Source organism: Aquisalimonas sp. APHAB1-3 (genome assembly GCF_048323695.1).
Taxonomy (GTDB): Bacteria; Pseudomonadota; Gammaproteobacteria; order Nitrococcales; family Aquisalimonadaceae; genus Aquisalimonas.
The window spans coordinates 832,422-845,181 of sequence record NZ_JBLWFT010000001.1 but is presented as its reverse complement, the minus strand read 5'-3'; the positions used below and the strand labels follow the sequence as shown (position 1 = coordinate 845,181).

Sequence of the window (12,760 nt, the reverse complement as noted above, 5' to 3'; positions counted from 1 at the left end):
CGCCCGTACTCCCCTGGCAACAGCCCCGCAACGTAGCACGCCGGCGACACCGCCAGACGTGACGGCCATCAACCCTCGCGCATCCGGCGGCCGGTGCGTCGTGTTCACGGATTTTTCACCAGCGCGCGGGAGACTCCACTCAACGCTGAAGACGGGCCCGCCCGTCAGGGGCGCCACCACAACAACCATACAGGCACAGGGTGATCATCATGTTGGCTGACATACTCTACATCTGGTCGGATTCGCCGGGGCTGTCGCTGGCCATCTGGCTCGTGATCGGCATAACCGTGTTGTACCTGGGGCGCCCCCACGCCCACCACGTGCTGCGTGGCACCGGGCGGGCCATCGACGGCGCCCTGCGACTGGCTGCCGCCAGCCTGCGCCAGCTCGAGAAACGGGTGGCGAAGCGCAACCGCGACGTGCTCCTGGCCGTGGGCCGGGAAGAGGCCGAGAAGGCCATCGAGCGGGAGTTCACCCGCGTGAACGCCATCGTCGAGCGCGAGCTCAGCCACTACCCGGCGCTGCACCGCAAGCTCGCCGAGACCATCGAGAAGATCGAGGCCGACTACCAGGCCTCCACCGATCAGGCACCGCTGCCGCCGGACTGGTCCGAGCTCACGTCCACCATCTCCTCGCTGCCCAGCTCCGGCGACCCGGCCGTGGGCAAGATCCTGGAGAACATCCGCGAGGCCGTGGAGAACTCCCACAAGGAGACGCTCAAGGCCTACCAGAAGAGCGTGAACGAGCGCCACAAGATCCTGCACGGCATGCAGGGCGACTGGCGCACGGTGAGCACCACCATGGACAAGGTGCAGACCACCATCACCGGCCTCGAAGAGCGCGCCGCGGCCATCGACCGCCACATGGCCAACTACGAGGCCATGCGCCGGGAAGACGACAAGGCCGTGCACGCGCTCACGGCGTCGTCGGTGACGCAGTTCTTCATCGCCTCCCTGGTGCTGGTGATCGCCGCCTTCGGCGGCCTCATCAACTTCCACCTGATCGCGCTGCCCATGTCCGAGATGGTGGGCGGGGCCGCCTACATCGGCTCCATGCGCGTGTCCGACATCGCCGCGCTGGTGATCATCATGGTGGAGATCTCCATGGGGATATTCCTGCTCGAGGCGCTGCAGATCACCAAGCTGTTTCCCATGATCGGCCGCATGGAAGACCGCATGCGCAAGCGCATGGCCATCGCCGCGTTCACCATCCTGTTCATCTTCGCCAGCATCGAGGCCTCGCTCGCCTACATGCGTGACCTGCTGGTGATGGATCAGCAGGCCCTGACCCAGTCCCTCGCGGGCGGTGCCGCGGCCGAGGCGCAGTTCCGCTGGATCCCGTCGGTGGCGCAGCTTCTGCTCGGGTTCATCCTGCCGTTCGCGCTGGCCTTCGTCGCCATCCCGCTGGAGGCGTTCATCAACTCCCTGCGTACGGTCCTCGGGCTGCTGGTGCTGGGCGTGGTGCGCGTGCTGCGGGTGGTGGTGCGGCTCGCCGGCGGCGTGGCCAGCCACCTGAGCAAGGTGCTGGTGAGCCTCTACGACCTGCTGATCATGCTGCCGCTCAGCATCGAGCGGATGATCGCCCACCGCCGCGAAACCGCCCATGCAGGGGACGAGGACGACACCGACGCGGACACCCCCGCGAAGCCGAAGACCAAACGCCGCCGCCGCGCCAGCAGCGATGCCGACACGGACGACACCCAGCTCACCGAACGGGAGGCCTGAGCCATGCTGACGAACACCAACCAGACGCAGACCGCATCCACCACCCGGCCCAGCGCCCGCCGCACGCGGCGGGGCCTGGCCCTGGCCTTCTGTGCCGCCGTCGCCACCGCGCTGAGCGGCTGCGGCGAGCCGACCAACAACAGCCGCGCCGCCTTCGTGCTGGTGGACATCTCCGAGAACTACGCCAGCGAGATGGAGAAGGCCCGCACGCTCACCAACCACCTGCTTGCGCAGATGGAGAGCGGCGACTCCCTGGCCATCGGCTTCATCGACAACAGCAGCTACTCCGAGCGCAACATCATCGCCAGCGCCGAGTTCGACCACCGGCCGAGCGTCGCCACACAGCAGAAGCGGGAAGTGCGTGCCGACCTGGACGCCTTCCTGGAGCGCTTCCGCGTGCCCAGCGCGCACAGCGACATCACCGGCGGCGTGTTCCTGGCGCGGGATTTCCTCAACGAGGCCAACGCCGGCGAGCGGCAGCTCTACATGGTCTCCGACCTGAACGAAGACCTGATGCCCGACCTCAAGCGCGACATCCCCCTCAACCTCAAGGGTGTCGACGTGGTGGCCGTGAACGTCACCCGCATGAGCGGCGACAACCACGACCCGCGCGCCTACGAGCGCCGCCTCGCCGACTGGCAGGAGCGCATCGAGTCCGGCGGCGGCCAGTGGCGCGTGGCCAACAACCTGGCACGGCTCGAAGTCGTGACCGCACAAAGGTAAGCAACAGTGGCGAGTTTATGAGCGCACGCAACTACCTCCTGATCCCAGGCGCCTGGACGGGCGCCTGGGTCTGGCATCACGTCGAACAGGCGCTGCGCGCACGGAGGCAGAACGCACGCTCCATGACACTCTCCGGCCTGGAAACGCTGGATGGCGACGTCTCCGCCATCCGGCTCAGCACCCATGTGCAGGAGGTGATGCAGTACATCCACGAGCGCGACCTGGACGACGTGATCCTCGTGGGCCACGGCTACGGCGGGCTCGTGATCGGCCAAGTGGCCGACCTCCAGCGCGAGCGCATCGCCCATACCGTGTACGTGGACGCCAGCCTCCCGCGAGACCGGCACTCCTTGGTCGACACCATCGACCTCGACCCCGCGCACGAAACCCAGCGCATCAGCGCCAACAACGGCCGCTGGCCCGCACCCGATGCGGCGGCCCTGCAGCAGGAAGCAGCCCTCTCCAGCGAGCACGCCCGGTTCCTCAGTGAGCGGCTCGTGGGCCACCCGGGCCACGCCGTCACCGACCCGGCCGTGCTCGACCGGCCCCTGCACCACCAGGCCGGCACGGTGATCACCAGCGGCAACGCCACCACGCCGGATCACCCCGACCACTGGCGCACCTACCACCTGGACGCCGGCCCTTGGCCCATGCTCTCAGCCCCGCTGGAGCTGACCTCCCTCCTCACGCACCGCATCGCCGGGCCGGAAGCCGCCTGCAAAGCAGGATGAACTACTCCCGCCAAGCCTTTCAGGCTATGGCGTGAGTTTCTCGCTTCAACGGGAGCGCCGGATCACCCAAAGGATGATTCGGTCTTACCTCCCTCCACGCCTCGGCCGGTTCCCGACCGGATAGCTGCTGCTTGGTCCACATCAACAAAACCCGTGCGGCGTTCTCGTCCCGCGAGCAGGACGCACCACAGGGACACGCATGGCGCCGCTGGCCGAGCGCCTTCTTCTCCTGCCGCCCGAAGCGGTCATGTTCTGGATGTTCAGATCTTCAAGGCCCAGGGCCGCGAACTGCCCCACAAGCCGCGCTGTCGTCTGGTGCAGGAAATCCAGGCGCTGGCTTGCCACCTTGCGATGCAGGCGGCGCAGGCGTTCGTATTCTCTGCGCAGCCGCTTGGAGACCGGGAAACGGCGCGTCTTGCCCGACGCCTTCTTGGCTTCCTCCTCCTTGCGCGAGATGGAACGCTGCACACGGCGGATCTCGCTTAGGGTGCGGCCCAGGTGGCGCGGGTTGTCGATGACCTCCGTGCCCTGCGGTGTGGCAATGGTCGCGAATGTCTCCACGCCCCAGTCCAGGCCGCCCAGTTTCTCGCCGTGCTCCCGGGCCGGCTCGCAGTCCAGGGTGATGCTCGCGTACCAGCGCCCATTGCGGCACAGGATTTCACAGGTCTTCGGCGTGCCGGGGGTACGGGGGTTGCCCCGGATGACGACCGGTCCGATACCGGACAGGCGCAGGCTCCCATGCTTCATGCGCTCGTTGGTCACCAGACGCCAGCCGTCGCCATGGGTTTTATAGCCCCAGCCTTTGAACCAGCGCAGCGGCTTGAAGCGGGGAAACCCCGGCTTCTCGCCACCTTTCATCCGCCGAAAGAAGTGCTGGAACGCCAAGTCCAGGCGCTTGAGGGTGACCTGTTCGGACTGGGCGTTAAGACCGCGAAGGAGTCTCGATTGGGTCCGCCACTCAGTGAGGCGCTTGCACTGAGCCGAAAAACCCAGCGACTCCTGCCGATCACCCCAGGTCCGGCGCCGTTCCGCCAGCGCCTCGTTCCACAACAGGCAATGAACCCAACGCTGGTGCTCCAGCGCACCACGCTGCTCTGCCGTGGGGTACAGGCGATATGTGACCTTGCGCTGAACCATGGACCCACTCTACTTCGAGCACCTGTGAGTGCAAATAATGGCGCTGCGCGCCAGGCGCCGCTTCACCACCCCCTAAGCCGCTGCGTGGCTATAGGCGGAGCACTGCGGCGCGGATTGGTAGAACCCATATTCGCGTCTTGCATGACATGTGTCACGTGACGCGCTACAATCTGCATATGATCAAGTCCTTCGCCGACAAACGAACTCAGGAGCTGTACTCCGAAGGCAAGTCAAAGAAGTTTCCCGCGGATGTTGCACCAAGAGCCGCCAGAAAACTTGAGTACGTGAATCTGGCCGAACAGCTGGAGGACTTGAAAGTGCCGCCCGGCAATCGCCTTCACGCACTTTCTGGAGGCAGGCAGGGGCAGCACGCGATTTCAATCAATGATCAGTGGCGTATCTGTTTTCGGTTTGAAGATGGCGATGCGTATGAAGTCGAAGTGTGCGACTACCACTGAGCGAGGTGATGACTATGGCTATCCCTAATATTGCTGGCATGCAGCGCAAGCCGACCCATCCGGGGGAGATGCTGAGAGAGGATTTCCTGCCGGATTATGAGCTGACCGTTGCGGGGCTGGCTCAGTCTCTAGGCGTTTCTCGCCAGTCAGTTAATGAACTGTTGCGCGAGCGCCGTGCTGTCAGTCCGGAAATGGCGCTTCGGCTCGCCCGTTTGTTTGGTAACTCTGCGGAGTTCTGGCTGAATGCGCAGCGGTCTATCGATCTGTGGGCAGCAGCGCAGTCGGCCGAGAAAGAGCTTGCTCGGATCAAGCCGTTAGATGCTGCTTGAGCCGACGTACCTCCGCCGCGCCCATACCGGCAAACTTCCGTGACCGGCGTGCCGGTGTCGTTCTGCTTGATCGCAAAGGCGATCCGCTCATCGGTAAACTTCGATTTCGTCATGGCGCGTTCCCCTCCAAGAACGGCTGCTCGCGCCGAATTTCTCTACCTCAGCGTGGGTCAGTTTTGCGGGGAAGGGTCACACACGGATAAGTTACTCGCTGCGCTCCTGATTTACCGGTGAGCCAAGCGTTATGATAGGCGTTCGTCTTGACGTACGTACCGGAAGGCGTACATTGGTGGGAAGCTGAACACGCAAGAGGTGTGTCATGACCGGAATCACCGCAACTGAGGCGCGCAGTAACCTCTATCGGTTGATCGACGAAACTGCCGAATCCCACCAGCCGATCTTTATCATGGGCAAGCGGAACAAGGCGGTATTGGTATCTGAAGAAGACTGGTCGGCCATTCAGGAAACACTGTACCTGCTGTCGGTGCCAGGCATGCGGGAGTCTATCCGAGAGGGGATGGAGACCCCGGTGGATGAATGCAATGAGGAGCTGGACTGGTGACATGGAAGTTGGTTTACACCAAACAAGCCCAGAAGGACGCTAAGAAGCTGGCCTCCAGCGGCCTCAAACCAAAAGCTCAGGAACTGTTGGCACTGATTGCGGAAGACCCGTACCGCAGGCCGCCGCCGTTTGAGAAGCTCGTTGGTGATCTTGCGGGGGCCTGTTCACGCCGCATCAATATTCAGCATCGTCTGGTGTACCAGGTGCTTGAGGAGGAGGGAGTCGTAAAGGTCCTCCGGCTCTGGAGTCACTACGAATAAAGGTGCCGCTGAGCTCCGTGATCCGTCGCCATCAATTCTGCCCCAGCCCCAACAACTTCGGCCGCTCCCCCTGCGTCTGCCAGCGCCACAGCCACTCCAGCGGGCCCTGCCGGAATACGGCCAGCCACAGGGCGCTGAACAGCAGTTGGGCGAGGATGTTGCCGGTGTAGCGGATGGCAAGGCCGGCGACTGCGGTTGCGAGCAGCGGCCAGCGGTACGCGCCGATGGAGTCCACCAGCTGCATCCGCGCCGCGGCCGCGCCCAGCAGGAACCACGCCATCACCTTCATCCCTCGCAGCGACTCCAGTCGTGCGAATCGGTGATACTGTGAGCCCTGACTAGCCGTTGGCTCGGCCAGCGGCGTTCGCACGGTGGGAGGGCGGCGGGATGTTCACGGGGCTGAGTGCGTTTCCATTGACGCCCATGGGCGAGCGGGGCGTGGACGAAGCCGCGTTCGTGCGCCTGATCGAGCGGCTCGCCGCCGCCGGGGTGGATTCCATTGGCGTGCTGGGCTCGACCGGCAGTTACGCCTACCTCACCCCCGGAGAGCGCGCGCGGGTGGTGCGGCTGGCGGTGGAGCACGCCGGCGGCATCCCGGTGATGGTTGGCATCGGTGCACTGCGCACCCGCGATGTGCTTGCCCTGGCCGACGATGCCCAGAGTGCCGGCGCGCGCGCAGTGCTGTTGCCGCCGGTGTCGTATCAGCCCCTTTCGGACGACGAAGTCTTCGGGCTGTTCGACACCGTGACGCGGGCGCTGTCCGTGCCGCTGTGCGTTTACGACAACCCCACGACGACCCATTTCGCGTTCAGCGATGCGCTGCACGGGCGGATCGCACAGTTGCCGAACGTGGCCTCCATCAAGATCCCCCCGGTGCCGTCCGGCATGGATGCCGCCAGGGCACGTGTTGAGGCGTTGCGGGCGAGTATGCCGGCACACGTCACGCTGGGCGTGAGCGGAGACCCGTCCGCCGCCCGGGGCCTGATCGCCGGCTGCGATGCCTGGTATTCCGCCATCGGCGGGGTGTTCCCGGTAGCGGCCCTTGCCATCACGCGCGCGGCGCAGGCGGGTGATGCGCAGGAGGCCGAGCGGCTGTCCGATGCGCTGGAGCCCCTCTGGCGGTTGTTTCGGGCGTATGGCGGCAGCCTGCGGGTCGCGGCGACTGCCGCGGAGGTCCTGGGGCTGGTCGAGTATCCGAGCCTGCCGTTACCGGTACAATCACTGCGTGGCGAAGCCCGGCAGCAGGTGGCCGCGGTGATCCGGGACCTGGAACTGGCGTAAGCACATGACCGGAGGTTTTCGTGGATACGAAGTCGCATTGGGAGTCCGTTTACCAGTCGAAGGCGCCGGAGACGGTGAGTTGGTATCAGCCGCACTCGGAGCGCTCGCTCGCGCTGGTCCGGCGCGTTGCGCCCGACCGCCAGGCAGCGATTCTTGATGTGGGCGGCGGCGCTTCCACGCTCGTGGACGATCTGCTGTCCGACGGCTACACGGAGCTGGCCGTGCTGGATCTCTCCGGCGCGGCGCTTGATGTGGCAAGGGAGCGGCTCGGGTCTGGCGCGGACGGCGTGCGCTGGCTGGAAGCCAATGTGCTGGATGTCGACCTGCCGCAGGCAGGCCTGGATGTCTGGCACGATCGCGCGGTGTTTCACTTTCTCACCGCCGCCGAGGATCAGCAGCGCTACGTCGAGCAGGTTCGCCACGCGCTCAAGCCGGGTGGCCACGTCGTGATCGCGGCCTTCGCCGAGGACGGCCCGACGCGGTGCAGTGGCCTGGACGTGCAGCGGTATTCGCCGGAGGACTTCCAGGCGGTGTTCGGGGAGCGGTTCCAGCTTGAGGACAGCAGTCGCGAGGTGCATGTGACCCCGGCCGGCGGCGAGCAGGCATTTACCTATTGCGTGTTCCGTTTGAACGCCGCCGTCGCCGCCGGTGGGTGATCAGCCTGCCTGCACGCGCTTTTCGTAGCGTGTCGCGTCCCGCGAGTACTGGCCGGAGAGTGCAAAGCCGGTGAGCCGGCCATTGGAGTGGTGCTCCATGACGGTTCCGTGCTCACCGGTCTCGACTTCGCGCCACTCCCCATGGGCCTCCGGTGGCCACACGGCCAGCGGCCAGCAGGGCGTCTTGATGACAATGGTGCCGGCCTCGGCCGTGTAGTCCGTGGTCTCACCGGCGATGTTGGCGGCGACCACGCGCGCCTGCTCCCGTAGCGGGCGCACGTAGGGCAGGAGCCTGCCGTCGTGTTCCGAGCAGTCGCCCAGGGCGTAGATGGCCGGGTCCGACGTCTGTAACTGGCCGTCGACCCGTATGCCGCTGCCCACTTCCAGCCCGGACTGCAGTGCCAGCTCCACGTTGGGCTTCAGCCCGAGGGCGCTCAGCGCCACGTCGGCTGTGGCCGTTTCGCCGTTGCCGAGGCGGGCGGTAAGGCGTCCGGTGCCGTTGTCGCGGTCGATGCGCTCCAGCGAGGTGCGCGGGATGAAGCGGATGCCACGTTGCCGGAGGGCGGCGTCCAGCTCGCCGCTGAGGCGTTCGGGCAACAGCCGGTGCAGGAGCCGGTCGGCCTGGTCCACCAGCGTGACGTTGTGCCCGGCTGCGGAGAGGTCGTCGGCGAACTCGCAGCCGATCAGGCCCGCCCCCAGGATCAGCACTCGGGAGGTGGCGCCGTCGCCATCAATTCGCTCGCGCAGGCGCTGGTAGCTTTTCAGGTCGTTCACCTGCAGCACATCGCCGCTGGCCGATCCGGCCAGCTGGGGCTGCGGTTGTGATGCACCCGGGGCGAGAATCAGGTGCGCGTACGGTACGCCGCCGCGGGGCGTGATCACGCGCTGGCGCGCGCGGTCGATCTCCAGCACACGCGTGCGTGCCATGAGCGCGACGTTCCACTTGGCGGCGGCGTCGTCACCGGACTGGATCACCAGCGCGTCGGGGCGCTGGCCTTTCGCCGCCGCCGCGGACAGCTGCGGCTTCGGGTAGACGTCCGCATTGCAGCGCGAGACCATCGCAATCGGCCGGCTGGAGCCCGCGGCCCGGAGGGCCTCCACCACGGCCCAGGCCGCCATGCCGCCGCCGATGATCACGATCTGGTCCGGGTGGCCGAAGTCGTGGTGGGCGGGTTGCCGGGCCGGGGCGGTGTCGGTCGCCTCGGCGCCGGTGTCATCAATGAGCTCGAAGTCGGCCTTGGTGACGCCGCAGTCCGGGCACTCCCAGTCGTCGGGGATGTCTTCGTAGCGGGTGCCGGGGGGCAGCCCGCCATCCGGGTCGCCTTCCGCCTCGTCGTAGATGAATCCACAAACCCGGCACAGGTAGCGTCGGTACGGAGTCGTCATGGCCTTTGGCTCTCCTGTTGATGGGTGTCAGTGGGCACCGAGTCGTTCCAGTTCCTTGCGCAGGTGCTTGATCGCCGGGGTGACGATCGCCACGAAGTAGGACTCCCGCAGCTTGCGTTGCCCGGGCGCGTTGGCCAGGTAGCCGCGGGCGCCGGCGTGCAGCATGGCGGCCTGGGATGCGCGCAGGGAAAGCTCGGATGCGGTGTGGCGCAGCTGCAGCACGTCGGCGAAGAGTTCATCGGACGGGTCACCGATCTCGCGGCCCAGGGCGCGCGTGGCGTTGCGCGCGTCGTCCAGCGCGTCGGTGAGTGCCGCGGGCTGATCGTCCAGGTAGCGGTTCACGTGGGCGTGCGTGGCGGCCATCTCCTGCATGATGTCGATGCAGCCCTGCACCACGCCGAGCCCCATGCCCATCTGCAGCAGAACGAACCCGGAGCGGATGCGGGGGATGAAGCCGCTGATGTCGTGGGTGATCACGTGGGCGTCCGGGATGAACGCATCGCGGAAGTGGCAGGCGTAGGTGCCGCTGCCTTCCAGGGCCGTGAACTCGGCGCACTGCTGCAGGCTGAAGCCAGGCTGGTCACAGAACGTCACGGCCATGACCTTCCGGTCGCTGTCTTCGACCTGGAAGATCGCCGCAAAGGCGTGTTCGGCCGCCAGGTTGGAGACCCAGGGCAGGGTGCCGTTGGCGATGTAGCCACCCTCCACGGGGCGGACGCGGATCTTCAGCGCCTCGATGTCGGCCAGGTGTTTCATGCCGTTGGAGAGGCCGGTGCCACCAAGCAGCTCGCCGCTGGCGATGCGGGGCAGCAGGGTCTGTTTCGCCTCGGGGTTGTCGGCGTTCTCCAGATACCAGGCCAGGGCGTCCTGGCACCAGACGCAGAAGCCCGTGGACATGCACTCGCGGGAGACGGTTTCCATGAGCTGGATCGCCATGGGGAAGTCGTGCCCGGCGTTGTCGCGCCGCGACGGGATGTGCTGGCTGTAGCCGCCCAGCGCACCGAGTTCGTGCATGAACCCCGATGGATAGACACCTTGCCGGTCGATCGCGACCGTTTGCGGTGCCAGTTGATCGCGGACGAGCCCGGCGACCCGGCTTTCAAGCGCGTGATCGGGTTCCAGGCCGGGCGCAAGCCCCGGCGTATGGGGGAGTGTTTGTGCAGTAGCCGCCATGGGAGCCTCCGGCGTGACTTAAGGGGTGTGGTGAGCGCGGCGAAGCGGTGTGCATCGCCGCGCCGGATTGCCGGCCTCAGGCCAGGCTCATCGTGGTCGGGACCGGGTTGCGCATGGTGTTCGCCACGGGCGACCACTTGTCGGCCCAGGCGACCAGCTCCTCGAGTTCTTCACGGGAGCAGTCGGCGTCGATGTCGAAGGTCGCGCGGATCTCCGTGAACCCCAGGCGTTTCTCGCTGGTGTCGCCGACGCCCCAGACGCTGGAGATGTTGATGTCGCCTTCCAGGTCGCACTCGAGCTTGTAGACCTTGATGCCCTTGTAGGTGGCGTTGGCGTGGATGCCAACCAGCAGGCACGAGGCGAGGGCGGCCAGGGCGGCCTCCGACGGATTCGGTGCGTTGTTCTCGCCGAGCAGGGTCGGCGGCTCATCGATCAGGTGGCCGTCCAGATCCCGGCAATAGGTCATCATGCGGAAGATGCCTTCGCACTCCGTGTGGGACTTCAGCGTGTTGACCTTGGTGGGGTCCATCTTCGCCTTCGCTCCCAGCGCCTTGAGGCCCTCCAGATCGATCGGGCGTATCGGCTGTTTCGTTTGTGCTGCTGCGTCGCTCATCGCGTCCTCCTGAGGTGTTTGCGTCATGAGAGTTCGCCAGGCTCTCTGCAGCAGACGTGCCAGGCGCGTCGATACGCGGTTTATGCCCAATAAAAAACCCTTAAAAACGGTTGATTACAGATTTTTGTTCAAGTTGTTTGGCGTCTCTACGGCGCTGTTCGGAAGGGGGGTGACAATGTGGTCAATGTCGACATTGTCGGCTTTGTCCGGCCGGGTGCGGTGGTGCTCGGCGCCACCGGAATGCGGCTCAGGCCCCGGTGTTCGTTGCAGTGCGGCAAACTGGCACAGCGCTTGCTCGGGTGGTTGGTGACAACCTGACCGTCCCGCCACCGCGAGGAAGTGACTGATGAAAAGCCTTGGTGACCCGTATAGCCCCCACTCAGACCTGCGCCACGGGGCCGGCTGCTCCTGCGAGAGCTGCACGCCCGCCGGCACGGCGCATTCGGACACCGCACAGGCGTCCACGCGTGAGGACATCGTGGACCGCGCCGTGGAAAACACCCTGGTGCGCGCACTGTTTGGAGGCAACGACATCAGTCGTCGCCGCTTTATGGCCGCAGTCGGCCGTGGCACCGCCATGGCGGCGCTGGCGTCGGCGTTTCCCATGGGCGCGCTGAAGTCTGCACTGGCGGACGACCTGGGCCCGCTGGAGCAAACGGAGATGACCATCCCGTTTCTGCCCATCACCTGTGCCACCCCCATCATCATGGGGGATGCCATGGGCTTCTATGAGCGCTACGGGCTGAACGTGACCCTGGAGCGCGTGGCCGGCTGGCCCGTGGTGCGGGATCGCATGGACGCAGGCGAGTTCAATGCCGCGCACATGTTGGCGCCGATGCCGCTGTCCATCCGTATGGGCGTTGGCGCAAGCCGGCTGCCAGTGACCATGCCCGCGGTGGAGAACATCAACGGCAATGCCATCACCCTGGCCAACAAGCACAAGGACAAGATGGACCCGAAGGACTGGAAGGGCTTCACCTTCGCCATTCCGTTCGATTTCTCCATGCACAACTTCCTGCTCCGGTATCTGCTGGCCGAGCACGGGCTGGATCCGGATCGCGACGTGAGCCTGCGGGTGATGCCGCCGCCGGAGATGGTTGCCAACCTGCAGGCCGAGAACATCGACGGCTACATCGTGGCCGAGCCCTTCAACCAGCGCGCTGTTTGGGAGGGGGCCGGCTTTATCCATACGCAGACCAAGGACATCTGGAGCGGTCACCCGTGTTGCGCCTTCGTGGTCCGGGAGGACTGGGTCGACGAGCACCCAAATACCTTTGGCGCGCTGTTCCGCGCCATCGTGGATGCAACCCAGTTCAGCTCGGAGGCCGACAACCGCAAGGAGATCGCCGAGGCCATTTCGCCGCGGCAGTATCTCAACCAGCCGGTGCCGGTAATGGAGCAGATTCTGGTCGGGCGGTATGCGGACGGACTCGGCGAGGTCAAGGACATGCCCGACCGGATCGACTTCGACCCGTTCCCCTGGCAGTCCATGGCGGTGTGGATGCTCACGCAGATGAAGCGCTGGGGGTATATTGATGGCGATGTGAACTACCACCAGATCGCGGAAGAGGTGTTCCAGGCCACGGAGTGCCGGAAGGTCATGGAAGAGCTCGGTTACAACGCCCCCGAAGAGAACTACCGCATCCACGAGATCATGGGCAAGGAGTTCGACCCGCACGATCCGGAGGGCTATCTGGAGAGCTTCGAGGTGCGCGCTTGACCGACCG

The 12,760-nt window shown here is 65.7% G+C and carries 15 protein-coding genes; 10 read left to right on the top strand and 5 right to left on the bottom strand.

Going from position 1 to position 12,760, the window contains the following annotated elements; genetic code table 11:
- Nucleotides 1-209 precede the first annotated feature (209 nt).
- From ACNSTU_RS03965 to ACNSTU_RS03955, 3 genes are read left to right on the top strand one after another with little or no spacing between them, the layout of a single operon-like run.
- Complete coding sequence (locus ACNSTU_RS03965; protein ID WP_290631854.1) at nt 210-1,724, top strand: hypothetical protein; 1,515 nt, start codon at nt 210-212, stop codon at nt 1,722-1,724.
- Between the two features lie 3 nt (nt 1,725-1,727).
- Nucleotides 1,728-2,447 (top strand): VWA domain-containing protein, encoded by a 720-nt coding sequence (locus ACNSTU_RS03960; protein WP_290631856.1) that lies wholly within the window; start codon nt 1,728-1,730, stop codon nt 2,445-2,447.
- A 17-nt stretch (nt 2,448-2,464) separates the two neighbouring features.
- A complete protein-coding gene (locus ACNSTU_RS03955; protein WP_290631858.1) occupies nt 2,465-3,178 on the top strand; it encodes an alpha/beta fold hydrolase in 714 nt (237 codons plus the stop codon).
- A gap of 141 nt (nt 3,179-3,319) precedes the next feature.
- On the opposite strand, the gene ACNSTU_RS03950 is transcribed toward ACNSTU_RS03955, so the two are convergent.
- Nucleotides 3,320-4,315, bottom strand: a complete 996-nt coding sequence (locus ACNSTU_RS03950; RefSeq protein ID WP_418212102.1) for an RNA-guided endonuclease InsQ/TnpB family protein — start codon at nt 4,313-4,315, stop codon at nt 3,320-3,322.
- A gap of 176 nt (nt 4,316-4,491) precedes the next feature.
- On the opposite strand from ACNSTU_RS03950, the gene ACNSTU_RS03945 reads away from it, so the two are divergent.
- From ACNSTU_RS03945 to ACNSTU_RS03930, 4 genes are all read left to right on the top strand, one after another.
- On the top strand, nt 4,492-4,773 hold the full coding sequence (locus tag ACNSTU_RS03945) for a type II toxin-antitoxin system RelE/ParE family toxin (protein ID WP_290637127.1): 282 nt from the start codon (nt 4,492-4,494) through the stop codon (nt 4,771-4,773).
- Between the two features lie 14 nt (nt 4,774-4,787).
- Complete coding sequence (locus tag ACNSTU_RS03940; protein ID WP_290637105.1) at nt 4,788-5,102, top strand: HigA family addiction module antitoxin; 315 nt, start codon at nt 4,788-4,790, stop codon at nt 5,100-5,102.
- Between the two features lie 319 nt (nt 5,103-5,421).
- Entirely contained in the window at nt 5,422-5,664 is a 243-nt protein-coding gene (locus ACNSTU_RS03935; protein ID WP_290637106.1) for a type II toxin-antitoxin system Phd/YefM family antitoxin, read from the top strand.
- Complete coding sequence (locus tag ACNSTU_RS03930) at nt 5,661-5,924, top strand: Txe/YoeB family addiction module toxin (protein ID WP_290637107.1); 264 nt, start codon at nt 5,661-5,663, stop codon at nt 5,922-5,924. Before ACNSTU_RS03935 ends, ACNSTU_RS03930 begins: the two co-directional genes overlap by 4 nt.
- A 31-nt stretch (nt 5,925-5,955) precedes the next feature.
- On the opposite strand, the gene ACNSTU_RS03925 is transcribed toward ACNSTU_RS03930, so the two are convergent.
- Nucleotides 5,956-6,204: a DUF418 domain-containing protein gene (locus tag ACNSTU_RS03925; RefSeq protein WP_290637108.1), complete on the bottom strand. Its 249-nt coding sequence runs from the start codon at nt 6,202-6,204 to the stop codon at nt 5,956-5,958.
- A gap of 107 nt (nt 6,205-6,311) precedes the next feature.
- On the opposite strand from ACNSTU_RS03925, the gene ACNSTU_RS03920 reads away from it, so the two are divergent.
- Nucleotides 6,312-7,205, top strand: a complete 894-nt coding sequence (locus ACNSTU_RS03920; protein WP_290637109.1) for a dihydrodipicolinate synthase family protein — start codon at nt 6,312-6,314, stop codon at nt 7,203-7,205.
- A gap of 20 nt (nt 7,206-7,225) precedes the next feature.
- Nucleotides 7,226-7,861 carry a class I SAM-dependent methyltransferase gene (locus ACNSTU_RS03915; protein WP_290637110.1) on the top strand — a complete coding sequence of 212 codons (636 nt, stop codon included), beginning with the start codon at nt 7,226-7,228 and terminating at the stop codon, nt 7,859-7,861.
- Here ACNSTU_RS03915 and ACNSTU_RS03910 read toward each other — a convergent pair whose 3' ends face one another.
- From ACNSTU_RS03910 to ACNSTU_RS03900, 3 genes are all read right to left on the bottom strand, one after another.
- The gene (locus ACNSTU_RS03910; protein WP_290634660.1) at nt 7,862-9,247 is read right to left on the bottom strand and encodes an FAD-dependent oxidoreductase; all 1,386 of its coding nucleotides are present in this window, start codon (nt 9,245-9,247) and stop codon (nt 7,862-7,864) included.
- Between the two features lie 27 nt (nt 9,248-9,274).
- A complete protein-coding gene (locus tag ACNSTU_RS03905; RefSeq protein ID WP_290637111.1) occupies nt 9,275-10,420 on the bottom strand; it encodes an acyl-CoA dehydrogenase family protein in 1,146 nt (381 codons plus the stop codon).
- A 76-nt stretch (nt 10,421-10,496) separates the two neighbouring features.
- Nucleotides 10,497-11,033, bottom strand: a complete 537-nt coding sequence (locus tag ACNSTU_RS03900) for an OsmC family protein (RefSeq protein ID WP_290631055.1) — start codon at nt 11,031-11,033, stop codon at nt 10,497-10,499.
- Nucleotides 11,034-11,379: 346 nt separating this feature from the next.
- On the opposite strand from ACNSTU_RS03900, the gene ACNSTU_RS03895 reads away from it, so the two are divergent.
- A complete protein-coding gene (locus ACNSTU_RS03895) occupies nt 11,380-12,753 on the top strand; it encodes a CmpA/NrtA family ABC transporter substrate-binding protein (protein ID WP_290631057.1) in 1,374 nt (457 codons plus the stop codon).
- Nucleotides 12,754-12,760: the final 7 nt, after the last annotated feature.

Excerpts from the sequence above, each read along its gene's own strand:
- ACNSTU_RS03940 (WP_290637105.1), top strand. The coding sequence starts at position 4,788 with ATGGCTATCCCTAATATTGCTGGCATGCAGCGCAAGCCGACCCATCCG.
- ACNSTU_RS03955 (WP_290631858.1), top strand. The coding sequence starts at position 2,465 with ATGAGCGCACGCAACTACCTCCTGATCCCAGGCGCCTGGACGGGCGCC.
- ACNSTU_RS03895 (WP_290631057.1), top strand. The coding sequence starts at position 11,380 with ATGAAAAGCCTTGGTGACCCGTATAGCCCCCACTCAGACCTGCGCCAC.
- ACNSTU_RS03925 (WP_290637108.1), bottom strand. The coding sequence starts at position 6,204 with ATGGCGTGGTTCCTGCTGGGCGCGGCCGCGGCGCGGATGCAGCTGGTG.
- ACNSTU_RS03920 (WP_290637109.1), top strand. The coding sequence starts at position 6,312 with ATGTTCACGGGGCTGAGTGCGTTTCCATTGACGCCCATGGGCGAGCGG.
- ACNSTU_RS03965 (WP_290631854.1), top strand. The coding sequence starts at position 210 with ATGTTGGCTGACATACTCTACATCTGGTCGGATTCGCCGGGGCTGTCG.
- ACNSTU_RS03905 (WP_290637111.1), bottom strand. The coding sequence starts at position 10,420 with ATGGCGGCTACTGCACAAACACTCCCCCATACGCCGGGGCTTGCGCCC.
- ACNSTU_RS03935 (WP_290637106.1), top strand. The coding sequence starts at position 5,422 with ATGACCGGAATCACCGCAACTGAGGCGCGCAGTAACCTCTATCGGTTG.
- ACNSTU_RS03945 (WP_290637127.1), top strand. The coding sequence starts at position 4,492 with ATGATCAAGTCCTTCGCCGACAAACGAACTCAGGAGCTGTACTCCGAA.
- ACNSTU_RS03910 (WP_290634660.1), bottom strand. The coding sequence starts at position 9,247 with ATGACGACTCCGTACCGACGCTACCTGTGCCGGGTTTGTGGATTCATC.
- ACNSTU_RS03900 (WP_290631055.1), bottom strand. The coding sequence starts at position 11,033 with ATGAGCGACGCAGCAGCACAAACGAAACAGCCGATACGCCCGATCGAT.
- ACNSTU_RS03960 (WP_290631856.1), top strand. The coding sequence starts at position 1,728 with ATGCTGACGAACACCAACCAGACGCAGACCGCATCCACCACCCGGCCC.
- ACNSTU_RS03950 (WP_418212102.1), bottom strand. The coding sequence starts at position 4,315 with ATGGTTCAGCGCAAGGTCACATATCGCCTGTACCCCACGGCAGAGCAG.